Raw genomic sequence first — 15,724 nt, 5'->3', positions numbered from 1 at the left:
GTCGAGGACGGCCACCGGGAGTCCGAAGCCAGTTGGCTGGAGTTACTCCAGGGCCTGAAAAGCCGACATTTGGATCTGCACCCGAAGCTGGCTGTGGGCGACGGTGCGCTGGGCTTCTGGAAGGCACCCACTTAATCACTTCTTAATGGGACACCCACCCCAAAACCCAGCACCACTACTCCACTCGAACGGCAGCACCAGCCGAAACGGCTCTAACTGACCTGAAAATTTGACCAAGCAGCTTTAAATCGTTACCACCGGACCGTTATATCGGCAAAAGTCGTTTTTTTTGACAATAGGCATCCCCGCAAGTAGCGCTGGCTAAAGAGAGTGCCCTTGAACATCTGCTGCCACCGCTCGACCGTCGTCCTGAGTGACCACTGCCCAGCTTCCGCATCGTTGATGTGCAGGACTACATGGACATGGTTACTCATGGCGGCATACGCGCAAACGTCCAGTTGCAAGCTTCAATAGCCGGGATTCAATCCAGGCCCTTCAGTGGGAGAAATCCTGACCCGTCAGCGGATCCTGGCCGCAGAGGAAGGCGCGGCGGACACAGCGGCTGACGCAGTGATAATAAGGTGTCGCTTCGACGGTGACCTGGGCGTCCCTTGCCCGGGGCATGGGGTTCCCCTCTTCGAGTGCATATAAAAGTATCTGGCCTCGTTCAATGCCAGAGTCAGCTATGCTTAATCCAAGACGTTGTCAAATCAAGGAAGAGCTGACTCCTAATGATTAGCTAGCGCCGCACCCACAGCAACACGGCTGCGGTGCTCCTAATGAGGATAGGCTAATGAGGATATTATTTTCCGCAGGCATCCATTTAATGAACCGGTTGCGCTACCCCATCAAGTTTTCTCTGATTTTCTTTATTATTCTTCTCCCCATGCTCTTTCTCAGTATCCATTTGGTTATCTCTCTGAACGATGAAACCAATATTCTTGAACGAGAACGTGACGGACTTGTTTTTATTAATATGGTGCGCCAACCACTTGAGCATCTTCAACGGCATCGAGGTTTGACCGCGGCCTATTTAAAGGGTGCTAGTGAATTCAAACAGCAAATTCAGTCCGAAGGCAGGGAGGTTGATAGCGCATTATCTGATTTGGCTTCAATAAACGAACAGCTGGGAAAAGCACTTGGAGTCGGTGACAAGCTGCGCCAACTACAGCGTCAATGGGAAACGATTAAGTCCGACTCCTTAAATCAGTCGTTTGCTGTTGCTGTTAAATCCCATACACAGCTGATCGATGGCTATTTAGAGCTAATGCGCAACGTTGCTGATATGTCGGGAATCAGCCTGGATTCCAGAAGGGACAGCCACTATATGACTGCCGCACTGGTTTCAGATCTCCCCAAGCTGACGGAAAACATGGGACAGGCCCGCGCGCTTGGATCCGCTGTCGCGGCTGCCGGGAAGTTCACCCCTGAAGAGTATACACAGTTATCCATACTCGCTCGCAACATGAAGGAAGCCTTCAAGGATCTATCCCGAGGCCTGGGTTCAGCTTTTGAAGCCGATCCCGATTTGAATGCAAGAATGCGCGCACAAACAGAAGAAACAGAAAGCGCAGTGGTTGGGATACAGCGTCTTCTGGAAGACGACCTATTGGCTGCAAAAGATATTACGGTGGATAGCAACAAGATCTTCTCTGCAGCTACTGAAGCAATATCAAGCGCCTATAAGCTATACGACAGCCTTGCACCGGAGTTGAACCAACTACTTGTAACCCGTCGCCAAGAAGCCGAACGTACGCTGACTTTGACATTTATCATGGTTGTTTCTGTTCTAGCGCTGACAGCTTATTTATTTGTCTCACTTTACCTGTCAGTGCGCCAGAGCATCAACGACATTGGGGCTGCAAGTGAACGACTTGCTGAAGGCGACTTAACTGCCTCGATTGACCTGGCGGCGCGAGATGAAATGAGAGAAATTGCGGAACGATTTAACATGATGACGTTAAAGTTTTCCGCATTGATTCAAAAGATAATGAATGCAAGTTCTCAATTGGCTGCCGCTTCCGAGGAGTTATCCAGCGTTGCCTCGGCAAACGCTAACAACATCGACCGGCAAAGCCAGGAAACGGCTCAAGTTGCCACGGCAATCGAGGAAATGACAACAACGGTAAGGGAGGTTTCAAGCAACACGGCAGAAGCCTCGGATGCCGCTGGCAACGCTGAAAAAGAGGCCAGTGCCGGCAGAATCGTCGTGGAATCTACGTCAAAAGCCATCGCAGAGCTTGCATCACGGGTTGAAAGCGTATCTGACGTCATCAAAAGCCTTGCGCAGGATAGTGAGAATATTGGCACTGTCATCGATGTTATAAAGAGCGTAGCCGAACAGACTAATTTGCTCGCCTTAAATGCTGCTATCGAAGCAGCTCGCGCTGGAGAGCAAGGCCGTGGATTTGCTGTTGTGGCGGATGAGGTTCGAACACTGGCCTCACGCACCCAGCAATCCACCCAGGAAATAGAGGAAATGATTTCAAAACTGCAACATGGTGTCCGAACAGCCGTCAACGCGATGGAGCTCAGTCGGCAGCAAGCCCAAGAAGGTGCGCAGCAAGCAAGTCAGGCAGCCGAAGCCCTGAGAGCCATTACTGAAGTCATTTCGACTATCAGTGGCCTAAATATGCAGATAGCCAGTGCCACAGAAGAACAGAGCTCTGTGTCAGAGGAAATTAACCGAAACATTAATAGCATCAATCAACTGGGCGAGCAGGCGGCTTCCGGATCTTTACAGACAAAGGCATCAGCCGATGAACTGGCTCGATTGGCTACCGATCTGCAGAATCAGGTGGCCAGTTTTAACGTGTCATAAAGCCAATGAACCAATGCCGCCGTTCGGCGTCCCAACCGGCGGATTCGTTACCCCAGACGCTTTGTTCGCACCACGCCTGGACCGCCGTGCGCTGGAATCGCTGGCGGCGATAGTGGGACTGGGGCCTATATCCTGCCGACTGTCAGCCAAGCCCATCCAAGCTCATCGATGCGCTGTCATCCCGATAACGTCGCCTCTATCGCCACTGTGGAATACCGTGGAATGAAGCTGACGCCTAGTCAGTCAATATCCGCCGACGCCTGACTCGGACGACCTTTGGCGCGTTCTTTCCTGCCTCATGATTGGCCGCTTGCTTCGGCCGCTGATCCCAAGCTTCACGATAGATCTCAACGGCGTGGCGAACCAGGCGACATTGCCTGAGGGCTTCCATCCCTTCTGGTGGCGATGGGACAATTTCAAAACCGCGATCCCTGGGGCGTCCTTTGAACTGGACGACCAGTCCCGAGGCATGTTCTGCCTTGCCGGCCTCCAGGTTCAAAGACCAATCTGCGGGCTTGGCATGCAGGTCGTCGTCACACATCGGAATTCCTTTTCTCAGGGCGATCGGCAAACTCATTGAACAACTCCAACACACGAACCACAACCCTCCTCGGGTCACTTTCCGTGAATGGAGAAGCTCTATCTATTATGCCAGAGTGCTGCTTCTGGGGTGCAGCCCCTATTCGCAACTCTCGGCACGAGTAATCAAACCGCGCAATGTCGGTCGGACTGTGGTTTCGGTGGGCAGCCTGATTGGATGGTTGGAACAATAGCGAGATGATTCGAGAATATACGCAAGCCGATGTTGATCAAATTCTGGAAATTTGGCTATCTGCCTCGATCGAAGCCCATCATTTCATCGAACCTGAGTTCTGGCACTCAACGATCAACGACATGCGAGATGTCTATATCCCTGCATCGGAGACATTCGTACTCGAGTCTGAGAGGACAGTGATCGGATTCCACAGTCTAAATGGAGAGAATCTGGCGGCGATCTTCGTGGCACCGGAATTACAGGGTAAAGGAATTGGAACTGCCCTGCTTGATAATGCCAAAAGCAGACGGAAGAACTTACGGCCCACGGTTTACAGAGAGAACATTTCGAGCGTCAGGTTCTATGAAAAGCACGGATTCAATTCTGCTGGTGAGCAAATGGACGAGCACACCGGCCACCCAGAGCTCATCATGGCATATCACTCGTAACAAGGCACAGCAGTACATGAGCCCTAGTGTCCCGTCTGAGGTTCAGAGCGCATAACCGAGCGTCTGCTGTCCTTTCGCTACACCATGTCCTAGTGCCCCACCCGGGTTTGACATAGCCTCTGGACGCCAATCGGCTGCTGAGACATAATGCACCTCCATTCGCAAATAAGAATCATGCGTAAAAACCATTCCATTATCGTTACTGGAACCCGACTTGACCAATCAACGCCCCCCATCACGCTCAGGATATGCCGCAAAGCTTGCGCACCTCGCTATCGCCATGCTCGCACTGGCCAGCACACCCCATGCCTGGGCCGATCCGATCACGGTGACTGACATCGCCGGCCGCAACGTCACGGTAGACGCGCCTGTTGAGCGCATCATCCTCGGCGAAGGCCGCCAGATCTACCTGCTGGGGGCACTTGAGCCGGAGGCTCCATTTGCCCATGTCGTCGGCTGGCGCCATGATTTCTCCGAGGCCGATCCCGACAACTACGCCGCCTACGCCGCCAAGTTCCCGGAGATGACCCGCATTCCCACTTTCGGTGGCTTCAAGGATGGCACCTTCGATGTCGAGCAAGCCGCCAGCCTCAAACCCGATGTGGTGCTGATGAACCTGGAGGCCAAGGCAGCAACCGAGGATGCCGCCTATGACACCAAGCTGGCCGAGCTGGGCATTCCGATCCTGTACATCGATTTCCGCGAGAAGCCGCTGGAACATACCATCCCGTCGATGCGATTAATCGGACGCCTACTGGGGGACGAGAAACGTGCGGAGGCCTTCATTGACTTCGCAGAAGCACAGCTGGCCCGGGTCACCGACAGGATCGCGGCTGCCAAACCCGAGCGGCCCAGGGTTTTCATTGACCGCGCTGGCGGCTATTCCGACGACTGCTGCATGAGCTTCGGGCCCGGTAACTTCGGTGAGTATGTCGAGCTCGCCGGCGGCGACAACATCGCAGACGGCATCATTCCCCAAACGTTCGGCACGCTTAACCCAGAGCAGATCATCGCCGCCAACCCCGACCAGGTGGTCGTCACCGGCGGCAACTGGGGTGCCTATGTGCCTGGCGGCAACTGGGTTGGCGTCGGCCCTGGCGCTGACATGGGCGAAGCCCGCACGAAACTCGAAAACCTGACCCGACGCACTGCCATGACCGGCATTGCCGCCGTCGAGAACGGCGAAGTCCACGCCATCTGGCATCAGTTCTACAACAGCCCTTACTACTTCGTTGCCGTACAGCGCCTGGCCAAGTGGTTTCATCCGGACCTGTTCCAGGATCTCGATCCGGAAGCCACCCTGAGGGAGTTGCACGAACGCTTCCTGCCGGTGGATTACATGCCCGGCTATTGGGTCTCTCTCCATGACGATTGAAACCCGGCTCGAAGCGCACGAGTCAAGTACCTCAACCTTTATGCCGTCCGCCGGCGATGAGGGCAATCTCTATCGCGCGCTGGTACTCCGACGCCAGGTGATCCTCGCAGCTCTCGGCCTGACCCTGTTCGCAAGCCTTTGCGTCGACCTGGCACTCGGGCCCGCCCGATTCGGCCTGGACCAGGTCGTCACAGCCATCTTCACGCCCGGCGCGGTCGACAACTCGTTGCGGGTGATCCTGTGGGAGATCCGCATGCCGGTGGCGCTGATGGCGCTGGTGGTGGGCGCCAGCCTTTCAATCGCCGGCGCCCAGATGCAGACGATCCTGTCCAATCCGTTGGCCAGCCCCTTTACCCTGGGCATCTCAGCGGGGGCGAGCTTTGGCGCCGCCCTGGCGCTTGCCTTCGGAGTAACCCTGATCCCGACGTTGGTCGACTACGCGATCCCCGCCAACGCCTTCTTCATGGCGATGCTCACGGCCTTTGCGATCCACCTGTTGAGCATGCGCCGCGGCGTGACGATCGAGACCATCGTGTTGCTGGGCATCGCCATGGTTTTTATCTTCAACTCGCTGATGGCGCTGATACAGTTCTTCGCCAGCCAGCAAGCCGTTTCCGCGGTGGTGTTCTGGACCATGGGCAGCCTGACCAAGGCGACCTGGCCCAAACTCGGCATCGCCTTCGCCGTGCTCGCCGTGGTGGTGCCGCTGCTGGCCCGGCATGGATGGGCACTGACCGCCATGCGCCTGGGCGACGCGAAAGCCGAGAGCCTGGGGGTCAAACCACGGAGACTGCGACTGGAGGTGCTGGTCATGGTCTCGCTGTTGGCCGCCATCGCCGTCTCGTTCGTCGGCACCATTGGCTTCGTTGGCCTGGTCGGCCCCCATATAGCGCGTCTCCTGCTGGGTGAAGACCAGCGTTTCTTCCTGCCCGGCTCGGCGCTGTGCGGGGCACTCATGCTCTCGGTCGGCTCTGTGCTGTCGAAGATGATCCTGCCCGGCACCATCATTCCGATCGGCATCATCACCTCACTGGTGGGGATTCCATTTTTCCTGTTCTTGATCCTGAGCCACAAGAAGAACGCATGGTAACGCTGACGCTCGACCGCCTCTCTGCACGCTACGGCCGCCGACAGATTCTCTCGGACATTTCCTCCCCGCCGCTCCAGGGTGGCCAGGTGGTCGCCCTGCTGGGCCCCAATGCCGCCGGTAAATCCACGCTGTTCCGGCGAATCCTGGGGCTGCTTGAGGGCGACGGCGAGGCGCGTATTGAAGGCGCAGGCAGCCAACGACCGGTCGCCTACATGCCCCAGGAGACCGGCGCCACGGCAGCGCTCACGGTCTATGAGTCGGTCCTGTTGGCGCGCATGCAGGGGCGCCGTCTCAAGGTGGCGGACGCGGACCTCCAGGAGGTCGATAAGGCGCTGGCGGAGCTTGGCATCGACACGCTGGCCGGCCGTGACATCGGTAATCTGAGCGGTGGACAACGCCAGTTGGTGAGCGCAGCCCAGGCGCTGGTACAGTCCCCCGACATCCTGCTGCTCGACGAACCCACCTCAGCACTCGACCTGCACCGTCAGATCAGCTTCCTCGGCATCCTGCGTCAACTGGCGCAGGAGCGGAACATGCTCATCATCGCGGCACTGCATGACCTGGGCCACGCCCTGCGTTTCGCCGATCAGGCGCTGGTCATCGAGAGCGGCCGGCTGGTCGACTGTGGCCCGTGCGGACAGGTGATCAATCCGCACATGTTGCGTCAGACCTTCCGGGTAGAATCGCGCATCGAGCCGTGCTCCCAGGGCCGCCCCCAGCTCATCGTTGAAGCCGCCATCTGAGCCGCCTTCCCTCCATCGCCGCCATCATGGCACCGCCCAGCACCAATGGCAGGGCCAGCACGAAGCCCTCGGAAAGCGGCTGCCCGAACAGCCACAGGTCGGCCAACACAGGCCAGATCAGCGCCAGGTATTCAAAGGGAGCCAACCGTGATACCTCGGTCATGCCCAATGCCACCGTCATGCAGATATGTGCCGCACCACCGAACAGCCCGGCCAGAACCAGCAGTGCAAGCATTGGCCCGTCCACGGACACCCAGCCCAGACCAAGGGTTGCCAGGCCTGCAAGGGTCGTTACGAACACAAAGTAGAATGCAATGGTGGCGGGGCTTTCAGTACGCGAGATGCGACGCACAGTAAGCAGCGCGCCCGCGGACAGCAATGCACTGAGGATGCCCAGCCCGTAGCCGAACAGGCGATCCGCAGCAGGGCCACCACGCAGTTCTGGCAGGACAAGCAAGGCCACCCCGCACAGCACGAGTGCCAATGCGGCGACCCGGTGCGGAGTCAGGCGCTCGCCCAGTAGCAGCACACCGCCCATGGCGAGGGCCACCGGCGAGAGTTGCGCCAGCAACGTCGCCTCGGCCACCGGCAATCGCGCCACCGCGGCGAAAGAGGCGAACATGGCCGCCGCGCCCAGGCCGGAGCGCAGCAGGTGACCATAGGGTCGCCGCGTAGCCAGGGCTCGAGGGAACTCGCGCCGCCACATCATGAACGCCACGATCGGAAGCAACGCAAAGGCCGAGCGGAAGAACACGGTTTGCCCAAGCGGGACATCGTTACTGACGGCTTTGACGCAGACCAGCATAGCGGCAAAGAACAGTCCCGACAGGACTCGGAGCAGGATGCCAGCGAGCGGCCGGTCCGCGACATCATTCATGGGGCGTATTCACTCCTGCGTACAGAGGGGCAATGGATCAAGACGGTACGCAGAGTATGTGAGCAGGCCGTAAATGGCCAGTCGCAGATGCCTATCCAGGAGATCAAACGGGACAGACTTATCTTGGTGGCTGTCAGTCCGCAAAATAGTTCTGTGCAGGGTTCCGGGCGAGACAGACTCTTAGTTAGTCATAACTCTCGGTACGCACCTCAAACCCCAACGCCCGACAACGAGGTGTCAGCGCATCGATCATCCCGGAGTGACCGCACAGGTACACCAGCGTGTCCTCCGGCTTCAAACCAGCCTCCCGAATGTAGTCTTCCGCTAGCGAATCCACCCTGCCCGCACCCAACTAAGAAGAGCAGGTATCGAGGTGACGCCAACGACGTTCTCTGGAGTCGTAGCCCGGGCAAGTACGACCGCAGCGAGGGCAGGAAAGCGCAACACTTCGGTCCAGATCGACTTGGACTACGACTTCGCCCTGACCCTTGTTCAGCTCGACGCCTGAGACAAACCAGGGCGAGGAGAGCCCAAGAATCTGTTCGTAGAGGGTGCATTGATCCAACGGTGGCCACCATCCATCGCGTTAATCGGATGAGATAACAGTGACCAAAAACGGTGGGGAAATAAAGGGTTACCCACCAAAAGAAGTGAAGAGCCATGAACGAAAAGTATCAGATGTCGGTTGGCCGGACCTTGGTTGCGGTAGGGGGCTCTGATTGGATCGGTTTAAAAATATTTTTTCTAATGCATTAAAGATACCGTCCTGTTATAAAAAATAAACCCGCTCGTTGCCAATGTTTAAAATTTTCTTTAAATTGGTAGTATGAATACCGCTAGGGCCTCAAAATTAAACAAGCTTTTAAGCACGCAACCCAGAGATATCGTGCTGTTATCCGCATGGCTGGCTGAGCAAGGCTATAGCCTGGAACTGCAAAAGCAGTATCGTAAAAGCCAGTGGTTTGACTCTATAGGCACTGGCGCTCTCGTGCGCTGCGGCGATCAGCTGGACTATCTGGGCGGAGTCTACGCCCTGCAGGCCCAGCTTGGCCTATCAGTGCATCCGGCAGGCAAGACAGCCCTCGCCCTGCAAGGCAAATCACACTATCTGGAGCTCTCGGCTAAAAAAGCCCAGCTCTTTGGTAGTGCCAGCGAGGGCCTGCCGCTCTGGTTTAAAAAGTACGATTGGGGATTAAGCGTTGATTGCAAGCTGAGCTCATTCCTTCCCCCTGAGCTGGGGTTGGTGGACCATGAGCATAAGAGCTTCACGGTCAAAATATCATCGCCCGCCAGAGCGGTGATGGAATGCTTGTATATGGCGCCCAAATCCCAGCCCCTTGTTGAAGTCTACGAGTTGATGGAAGGACTTAACAACCTGCGCCCGGCGGGCGTTCAAAAGCTGCTGGAAAGCTGCCGTTCAGTGAAGGTCAAGCGGCTGTTCCTTTATATGGCCGCAAAAGCCGGTCATCAGTGGCTGGACTATCTCAACCTGGACAAGGTGGATCTTGGATCAGGGAAGCGCGCCATCGTGCCAAATGGCGTTTATATCTCCGCATACCAGATCACCGTGCCACGGGAGCTGGAAGCACACGTATGAACGAAACCTATAGAAAGCAGGTCGGCCTGTTACTCAGTGTGCTGCCGGAAGTGGCCAAAGAGACCTGCTTTGCCATGCATGGCGGCACAGCGATCAACCTGTTTGTGCGCGATATGCCAAGGCTCTCGGTTGATATTGATCTGACCTATGTGGACATCAGCCCACGCGAAGAGGCGTTGGCCGCGATCAATGAGGGGCTGCTTCGCATTAAGGATAGAATCGAGGCGCTGCGTCCCTCTGTGCGGATTCAGCACAAAGCGCATACCTGCAAGCTTCAGCTTGATGAAGCCGGCGTGCTTATCAAAATTGAGGTCAATATGGTGGGCCGGGGTTTGCTGGGCACACCAGAGAAGCTGCCTTTATGCGATGCGGCCCAAGAGGCGTTTGACGCATTTTGCGCCGTGCCGCTAGTGCCGCGTGCCCAGCTTTACGGCGGAAAGCTCTGCGCGGCCCTTGATCGCCAGCACCCCAGAGACCTCTTTGATGTCAAATTGTTGCTGGAAAACGAGGGGCTTAATGATGAGATCAGGAAAGGCCTGCTGTATGGCCTGATTTGCTCTAATCGCCCCACCCACGAAATGCTCGATCCAAACTTACTGGATCAGCGCGGCGCCTTTGAAAACCAGTTTGAAGGCATGAGCGCGCTGACGTTCACCTATGAAGAGTTTGAGCGGATAAGGCAGAGCCTTATTGAAACGGTCAGGAAAACGCTGAGTGAGCAGGACAAGGCGTTCTTGCGCAGTTTCAACCGGCTGGAACCTGATTGGTCGGTTTATGATTACAAGGATTTTCCGTCGGTGAAGTGGAAACTGCTTAATCTGGAGCGGTTTAGGAAGTCAAAGCCGGATGCTTACCAAGAACATCTGAGCCTTCTGGACAAGATCCTGGATCGCTGACTTTGATCCGAAAAAGGCGGGAGCGACAGACTCCCTTCTAGTCATAACTCTCGGTACGCACCTCAAACCCCAACGCCCGACAACGTGGCGTCAACGCATCGATCATCCCGGAGTGACCACACAGGTACACCAGCGTATCCTCCGGCTTCAAACCAGCCTCCCGAATGTAATCTTCCATTAGCGAATCCACCCTACCCGTGCAGCCCGACCAGCCGGCATTACGGTTTTCATCCGGCCGACTAACAGTGGCCAGGTAGCACACGCGATCCGGGTGGGCCGTGGCCAGTCGGGTCAGCTCGTCGGCGTAGCCAAATTCGTCCTGATAGCTGGCGCCTTGCAGGACGTGGAAGCGGTGTCCGGGATCGGTCTGCTGGAACGCATTCCGCAGGATGCTGATGAAGGGGTTGATGCCGGTGACGGTGGAAATCATGAGGTGGTTGGCGAAACGGTTGTCGAAGCGCAGCCCACCCTTGGGCTGGCCCAGGTCGATGGGCTGGCCGACCTTCAGGTTCCGCATCTGTTCGGACATTCGCCCGCCCGGGACCAGCTCGACGAAGAACTCCAGTTGGGGCTCGTGGGGCGCGGAGACGATCGAGAAGCTGCGTCGGACGTCACCCAAGCCCACCTTGACCGACTGACCGGGCTCGAAGCGGAAGTCCGTCGGGCGCGGGACGGTGAAGCGCACCAGATCGTCAGTCACGTTCACGATGTCGCTGACGGCGGGATGGGCCGGGCTTTCCACCGATGGGGGTTGGGTCGTACCGGAAGCGGCTTCGCCTTGATCGGCGGAGATCTCCGGCACCACGCCGCCCATCTGGCGCCCGGCCCATTCCAGCAGCCGGGACGATTGCGCCCAGCGGCGTTGGTGGATGCGGGACAGCATCGACTGCAATCCCGCATCCCCGCTGTTCCGGCGGAACGTGTCCAGGCTGTCCAGATCAGCCAGCGTGGCCTGGGCGAGCTGCCGGGCCCGGCGGATGTCGGACGGGCTGGCCATGGCGGCTTACTTCTTCCGGACCAGCGTGCAGATGGCGCCCGGCTCCTCCACGCGCAGCACCAGGCTCTCGCTGGTGAACATCTGGTGATGGATGCCATCGTTGGACGAGTAGCCGGTCATCAGGTCCTGGCCGATGATGATGCGCCCGACCCGGGCATCCACCAGCACGGCGCCCTCGATTTCCGCCTTGAACACGCCCAGTTCGCACAGACGCTTGAGGTGCTCGAGCTGAAGCATGTCGCTGCCTTCGTAGCGGCGGAACAGCTGGTTGTACCAACTCGGAGGCAGCGCCAGGGCGTAAGGCCCGTGAAAGCCTTTCTTGTCCAGCTCGTCGACGGCCGACAGCACGTCGTTGAGCGCCTGCTCCACCTTGGTCCAGTCGGCGGACTTCACCTCGTTGCGGCCCTTGGCGGTCATCAGGCCTTCCAGACCGAAGTCTGGCTGGCCGTAGTAGATGAACTCTTCCTCGCGCCGAGCGACGGCTTCGGCGGCGTCTTCCACCGAGCGCAGGTCCAGCGGCTGGCCCATCGCCTCGTAACCCTGTATGCGGCGCACGCTGAGGCCGAAGCTCTTGCGCAGCATCGGGATGGCCACAGAGCGGCTGAGCACGGCCCCGGCTTCATCGGGGGCGGGCTGGCGGCAGTAGCCTTCCTCGCCAACTTCGATGGCGGTCAGGCCCACACCATAAGGGCCGTCCACCTCCAGGAAGCGCCGGCCGGTCAGGATTTCCCGTGCGGCATTGATGGCGGTGCTGTCGATCTGGTCCCAGATGTCTTTCGAGAATGAGGCGTTATCCCGGTTGAGGTAGTTCATGCTTTAGACTCCCCCCTTCATCGTGCCAATGGTGAAATGACTCAGTGCCCGGCGAGTCCCATTCCCGACCGGGGGCTCTTCCAGGCTCGACTCGGCTTCCTCCGCATCCAGGATGGGCTTGTCGGTATACAGGTAGATGTCCATCTGCTTGGCGAAGTCCGGGCTGTTGCGGCGTAGCCACTCCAATACCATGCAGGCATGTTCGATCTCTTCCCGCATGTTGTGCAGCAACAGGCCTTTCAGCTCTTCATCGGTACTGGCATCCGCCCGCTGCTGGTACCAGTCGACGGCTTCCAGCTCTTCCTGGACCGACACCAGGGCACGATGCATCTCCTTGGTTTTTTCGGACAGCATCTCGATGGGTTCGTGATAACTCTCGCTCGCACCGGCCATTGCATTCTCCGTAACTTGGGTGGATGACTGTCATCAGATTAGTACCTAGTACTGACCTTATGGTACTGATCGCCGATTACAAGGTGACACAGGCGACCCGTCGACCAGACGGGGAACGCGTCGAGGGAGGATGCCGGGGCTGGCCGGTTCCGGCTCACGCCAGATCAGCCCCAGGAAGATCACCACCACAAACGGTATCGCCACGGCCATCAGGGGGACACTCCTGAGTCCCGGCAACAGGGTCAGTACCACCGAGATCGACAGGGGCGAGAAGGCCGGTGACGAACCGAAGCCCCGCAACACCGCAAAGGGGCAATTACAAGCCCGCTAAACACCCGGCGATATGCGCCACTATGCGAGGACGGATGACCCCATGCGGGTTGCGCTTGTTGTCGTTGCCTCCGGAAAATCGCATTGAACCATTGTTCAATTTTGCACTTGTCAACATTGAACGCTTGTTCAATGCCTCGTACCCTGCTTCCGATCCAGACTCATACAAAAGGATAAGAAACACCCAGAAACGCATTCTGAATGGCTAGAAGGAGATTCCATGCCCAATGCAATCAAGACGACGGCCCTGTCCCTGGGCCTCGCCCTGGTAACCGGGTACGCCACGGCCGATGTGTCGGTCACGCGTGGCCCGACCCCGCTACGGAACGGAGACGCCACAGCCCAACAGGACATACAGCTTCAGAACGACCACCTGGTCGCCTCCATTGCCGTGGACTCGGCACCACCCTGGGGCGTGGCGCCCGGTGGCATCATCGATGCGGCGCCGGTCCACGACGGCAAGCCGGCGCGGGACAAGGTCTCGCTGATCGACTTCATCCCCAACAACTGGTCCAGCTGGCCCACCACGCACCAGGATTTCACGATCGTGGAAAGCGGCCCGGAGCGCGGCGTTGTTAAAGTCCAACGGGACTGGGAAGGCGTGGAACTGACCACCACCTACACGCTCGAAGCCGGCGCCGATCAGATCCACGTCGTGACCGAGATGGCCAACGACAGCGACAAGGCCTACAAAGACATCCTCTCCGGGTATGTCATGTGGCCGGACGGCGGGCACCTGTTCGGACCGGCGGGCATGCACGGCACCGAGGAAGGCCCCACGGACGCGGCATTCGCCGACTGGTCCGCGGCCTACGACGAGGACTGGGGGTTCATCCTCCATGCCCCCTACATGAACTACATCGACTACGACGCCCGCGACCTCTACCAGAAACACGATCTGGCGCCGGGCGAATCCCGGACCTTCGAGGGCTGGGTTCAGGTCCTGCCGGACGGCAGCATCGCGCGGGCGGTGGAATCGGCGATCCAGCGCAAGGGCGTGGCCGCCGGCGAGGTGTCCGGAGAGGTGGAAACCGCCGATGGCGACACGGTGGCCGATCCCGTCGTCGTGGTTGAGAAAAACGGCAAGCCCTACACCTGGGCGATGGGCCACGAAGGCCACTACAACCTGCAACTGCCCACCGGCGAATACCGGCTCTACGCCACCGCACGCAGCTATGCGGACAGCGCGCCGGTCGATGTCATGGTGACGGCCGACGGCCAACAGACCGTCGACTTTGACGGCGTTAAAGCCCCCGGCACCGTCCACTTCAACGTCACGGATGCCCAGACCGGCGAGCCGCGGGACGCGCTCCTGAAGATCAAGGAAGGCCAGAAACCACTGGTTGGCTTCCTCGGCAAGGAAACCTACTTCACCGATCTCAAGCGGGTGGGTCAGCGGGAAATCCCCATCGCGCCGGGCGACTACGTGTTTGAAGTGGCGTATGGCGAAAACTTCCTGAGCCAGCCGACCAACGTGAAGGTTCATGTCGATTCGGGCGAAACCACCGATCAGGCCGTCACCGTCACCCAGACCACCGCACCGAACGACCGTCACTGGTATTCGGCGGACATGCACCACCATTCCGACGTACTGGATGGCTTCACGCCACCGGAATACGTCATCCGCTCCGAGCTGTCGGCGGGGCTGGACCTGATGCTGTTGCTGGACCACGACACCACGCGCAACCTGCACGAAGCCGCGAAACTGGCGGCCAGCCGCGACGTGCCGTTTATCCCGTCCATCGAGATTTCCGCGTCCTGGGGGCACTTCAACCCCTACCCCATCGATCCGGACGCGGACTACCGCATCAACTCCGGCACCGCCTCCATCCAGGACATCGTGGGTCAGCGGGAAGCCCTGGGCGCGGAAGCGATCCAGATGAACCACCCGTACATCAAGTACGGCTACTACACCAACGTGGAGAACGGCACCGCCACCGGGGGCTACTTCCCGCGGTTCGACCTGATGGAAATCAACATCGAGGGCGAATACGAGAAGACCCTGCACAAGGCCTGGGATCACTGGAGCCACGGCGAGCGCATTTACCTGAGCGCTGGGTCGGACGTGCACGACGTCTGGCAGCATCGTTCCGGTGCCGTGCGGGCTTATGCCCGGGTTCCGGGTGCGGTGGACGCACAGAACTTTGTGGCGGCGCTGCGTGACGGCCATGCGTTCGTGAGCTTCGGCCCGCTGATCTACCCGGATCACGCCTTCGGCGATGACTTCACCTTCAAGCAGGGCGAATCCACCACGCTCGGGTTTGATCTGGAGGCCGCCAACGGCCTGAAATCCATCCAACTGATTGGCCAGGGCGGCCAGGTCGTGGACGAACGGACGTTCGAGAACAAACCGAATCAGGGCCGTGCCGAATTCGACATTACGGTGGACTTGGACACCTTCTACGCCGTGGTTGTTGAAGATGCGGACGGCAAGAAAGCCTTCTCCAACCCGATCTGGATCAACGCCATGCAGCATCGCCCGGCGCCGGAAGAGAGCTGATCGACGCGGGCACCACCGACACAGGGGCGTTTCGAGCGCCCCTGTGTCGGTACCCCGCCTGACCGATTGCCAAGCCCCCTCCGCAGACC

At 58.6% G+C, this 15,724-nt stretch carries 15 protein-coding genes and 1 pseudogene; 10 read left to right on the top strand and 6 right to left on the bottom strand.

From position 1 onward, the window contains the following. Positions 1-126: pseudogene (locus tag EZI54_RS06745) on the top strand (IS256 family transposase); the annotation flags it as partial. Positions 127-495: 369 nt separating this feature from the next. Here EZI54_RS06745 and EZI54_RS25270 read toward each other — a convergent pair. Beyond that, entirely contained in the window at positions 496-624 is a 129-nt protein-coding gene (locus tag EZI54_RS25270) for a hypothetical protein (protein WP_278248702.1), read from the bottom strand. A gap of 169 nt (positions 625-793) precedes the next feature. On the opposite strand from EZI54_RS25270, the gene EZI54_RS06735 reads away from it, so the two are divergent. Then, positions 794-2,821, top strand: a complete 2,028-nt coding sequence (locus EZI54_RS06735) for a methyl-accepting chemotaxis protein (RefSeq protein WP_131480291.1) — start codon at positions 794-796, stop codon at positions 2,819-2,821. A gap of 235 nt (positions 2,822-3,056) precedes the next feature. Here EZI54_RS06735 and EZI54_RS06730 read toward each other — a convergent pair whose 3' ends face one another. Beyond that, positions 3,057-3,398, bottom strand: coding sequence for a hypothetical protein (locus EZI54_RS06730; RefSeq protein WP_131480290.1), 342 nt, complete (start codon positions 3,396-3,398; stop codon positions 3,057-3,059). Positions 3,399-3,598: 200 nt separating this feature from the next. Between EZI54_RS06730 and EZI54_RS06725 the strand changes: the two genes are divergently transcribed. The 4 genes from EZI54_RS06725 (at position 3,599) to EZI54_RS06710 (ending at position 7,232) form a co-directional block, all read left to right on the top strand. Next, the gene (locus EZI54_RS06725; RefSeq protein ID WP_131480288.1) at positions 3,599-4,024 is read left to right on the top strand and encodes an N-acetyltransferase; all 426 of its coding nucleotides are present in this window, start codon (positions 3,599-3,601) and stop codon (positions 4,022-4,024) included. Positions 4,025-4,304: 280 nt separating this feature from the next. Then, positions 4,305-5,399 carry an ABC transporter substrate-binding protein gene (locus EZI54_RS06720; RefSeq protein ID WP_131480318.1) on the top strand — a complete coding sequence of 365 codons (1,095 nt, stop codon included), beginning with the start codon at positions 4,305-4,307 and terminating at the stop codon, positions 5,397-5,399. Between the two features lie 40 nt (positions 5,400-5,439). Further along, positions 5,440-6,489, top strand: a complete 1,050-nt coding sequence (locus EZI54_RS06715) for a FecCD family ABC transporter permease (protein ID WP_131480316.1) — start codon at positions 5,440-5,442, stop codon at positions 6,487-6,489. Then, a complete protein-coding gene (locus EZI54_RS06710; protein ID WP_131480286.1) occupies positions 6,483-7,232 on the top strand; it encodes an ABC transporter ATP-binding protein in 750 nt (249 codons plus the stop codon). The genes EZI54_RS06715 and EZI54_RS06710 overlap by 7 nt, the downstream gene beginning before the upstream one ends. Here the strand turns inward: EZI54_RS06710 and EZI54_RS06705 are convergent. Further along, positions 7,210-8,109, bottom strand: coding sequence for a DMT family transporter (locus tag EZI54_RS06705; protein ID WP_131480284.1), 900 nt, complete (start codon positions 8,107-8,109; stop codon positions 7,210-7,212). The two genes, EZI54_RS06710 and EZI54_RS06705, sit on opposite strands and share 23 nt — an antisense overlap. Positions 8,110-8,935: 826 nt before the next feature. Between EZI54_RS06705 and EZI54_RS06695 the strand changes: the two genes are divergently transcribed. Continuing rightward, entirely contained in the window at positions 8,936-9,706 is a 771-nt protein-coding gene (locus EZI54_RS06695; RefSeq protein ID WP_131480280.1) for a type IV toxin-antitoxin system AbiEi family antitoxin, read from the top strand. After that, positions 9,703-10,602, top strand: coding sequence for a nucleotidyl transferase AbiEii/AbiGii toxin family protein (locus tag EZI54_RS06690; RefSeq protein WP_131480278.1), 900 nt, complete (start codon positions 9,703-9,705; stop codon positions 10,600-10,602). Before EZI54_RS06695 ends, EZI54_RS06690 begins: the two co-directional genes overlap by 4 nt. A 37-nt stretch (positions 10,603-10,639) precedes the next feature. Here the strand turns inward: EZI54_RS06690 and EZI54_RS06685 are convergent, their stop codons facing one another. The 3 genes from EZI54_RS06685 to EZI54_RS06675 are packed head-to-tail and all read right to left on the bottom strand — an operon-like array spanning position 10,640 to position 12,805. Then, on the bottom strand, positions 10,640-11,599 hold the full coding sequence (locus tag EZI54_RS06685; RefSeq protein WP_131480276.1) for an FAD-binding oxidoreductase: 960 nt from the start codon (positions 11,597-11,599) through the stop codon (positions 10,640-10,642). Positions 11,600-11,605: 6 nt separating this feature from the next. Continuing rightward, positions 11,606-12,412: a family 1 encapsulin nanocompartment shell protein gene (locus EZI54_RS06680; RefSeq protein WP_131480274.1), complete on the bottom strand. Its 807-nt coding sequence runs from the start codon at positions 12,410-12,412 to the stop codon at positions 11,606-11,608. Positions 12,413-12,415: 3 nt separating this feature from the next. Continuing rightward, the gene (locus EZI54_RS06675; protein ID WP_131480272.1) at positions 12,416-12,805 is read right to left on the bottom strand and encodes an encapsulin-associated ferritin-like protein; all 390 of its coding nucleotides are present in this window, start codon (positions 12,803-12,805) and stop codon (positions 12,416-12,418) included. A gap of 130 nt (positions 12,806-12,935) precedes the next feature. On the opposite strand from EZI54_RS06675, the gene EZI54_RS06670 reads away from it, so the two are divergent. After that, complete coding sequence (locus EZI54_RS06670; RefSeq protein WP_131480270.1) at positions 12,936-13,136, top strand: hypothetical protein; 201 nt, start codon at positions 12,936-12,938, stop codon at positions 13,134-13,136. Positions 13,137-13,355: 219 nt separating this feature from the next. Beyond that, positions 13,356-15,635: a CehA/McbA family metallohydrolase gene (locus EZI54_RS06665; RefSeq protein ID WP_131480268.1), complete on the top strand. Its 2,280-nt coding sequence runs from the start codon at positions 13,356-13,358 to the stop codon at positions 15,633-15,635. Positions 15,636-15,724 lie beyond the last annotated feature (89 nt).

It is taken from the genome of Marinobacter halodurans, assembly GCF_004327985.1.
Lineage (GTDB): Bacteria > Pseudomonadota > Gammaproteobacteria > Pseudomonadales > Oleiphilaceae > Marinobacter_A > Marinobacter_A halodurans.
This window is presented reverse-complemented; position numbering and strand designations above follow the sequence as displayed.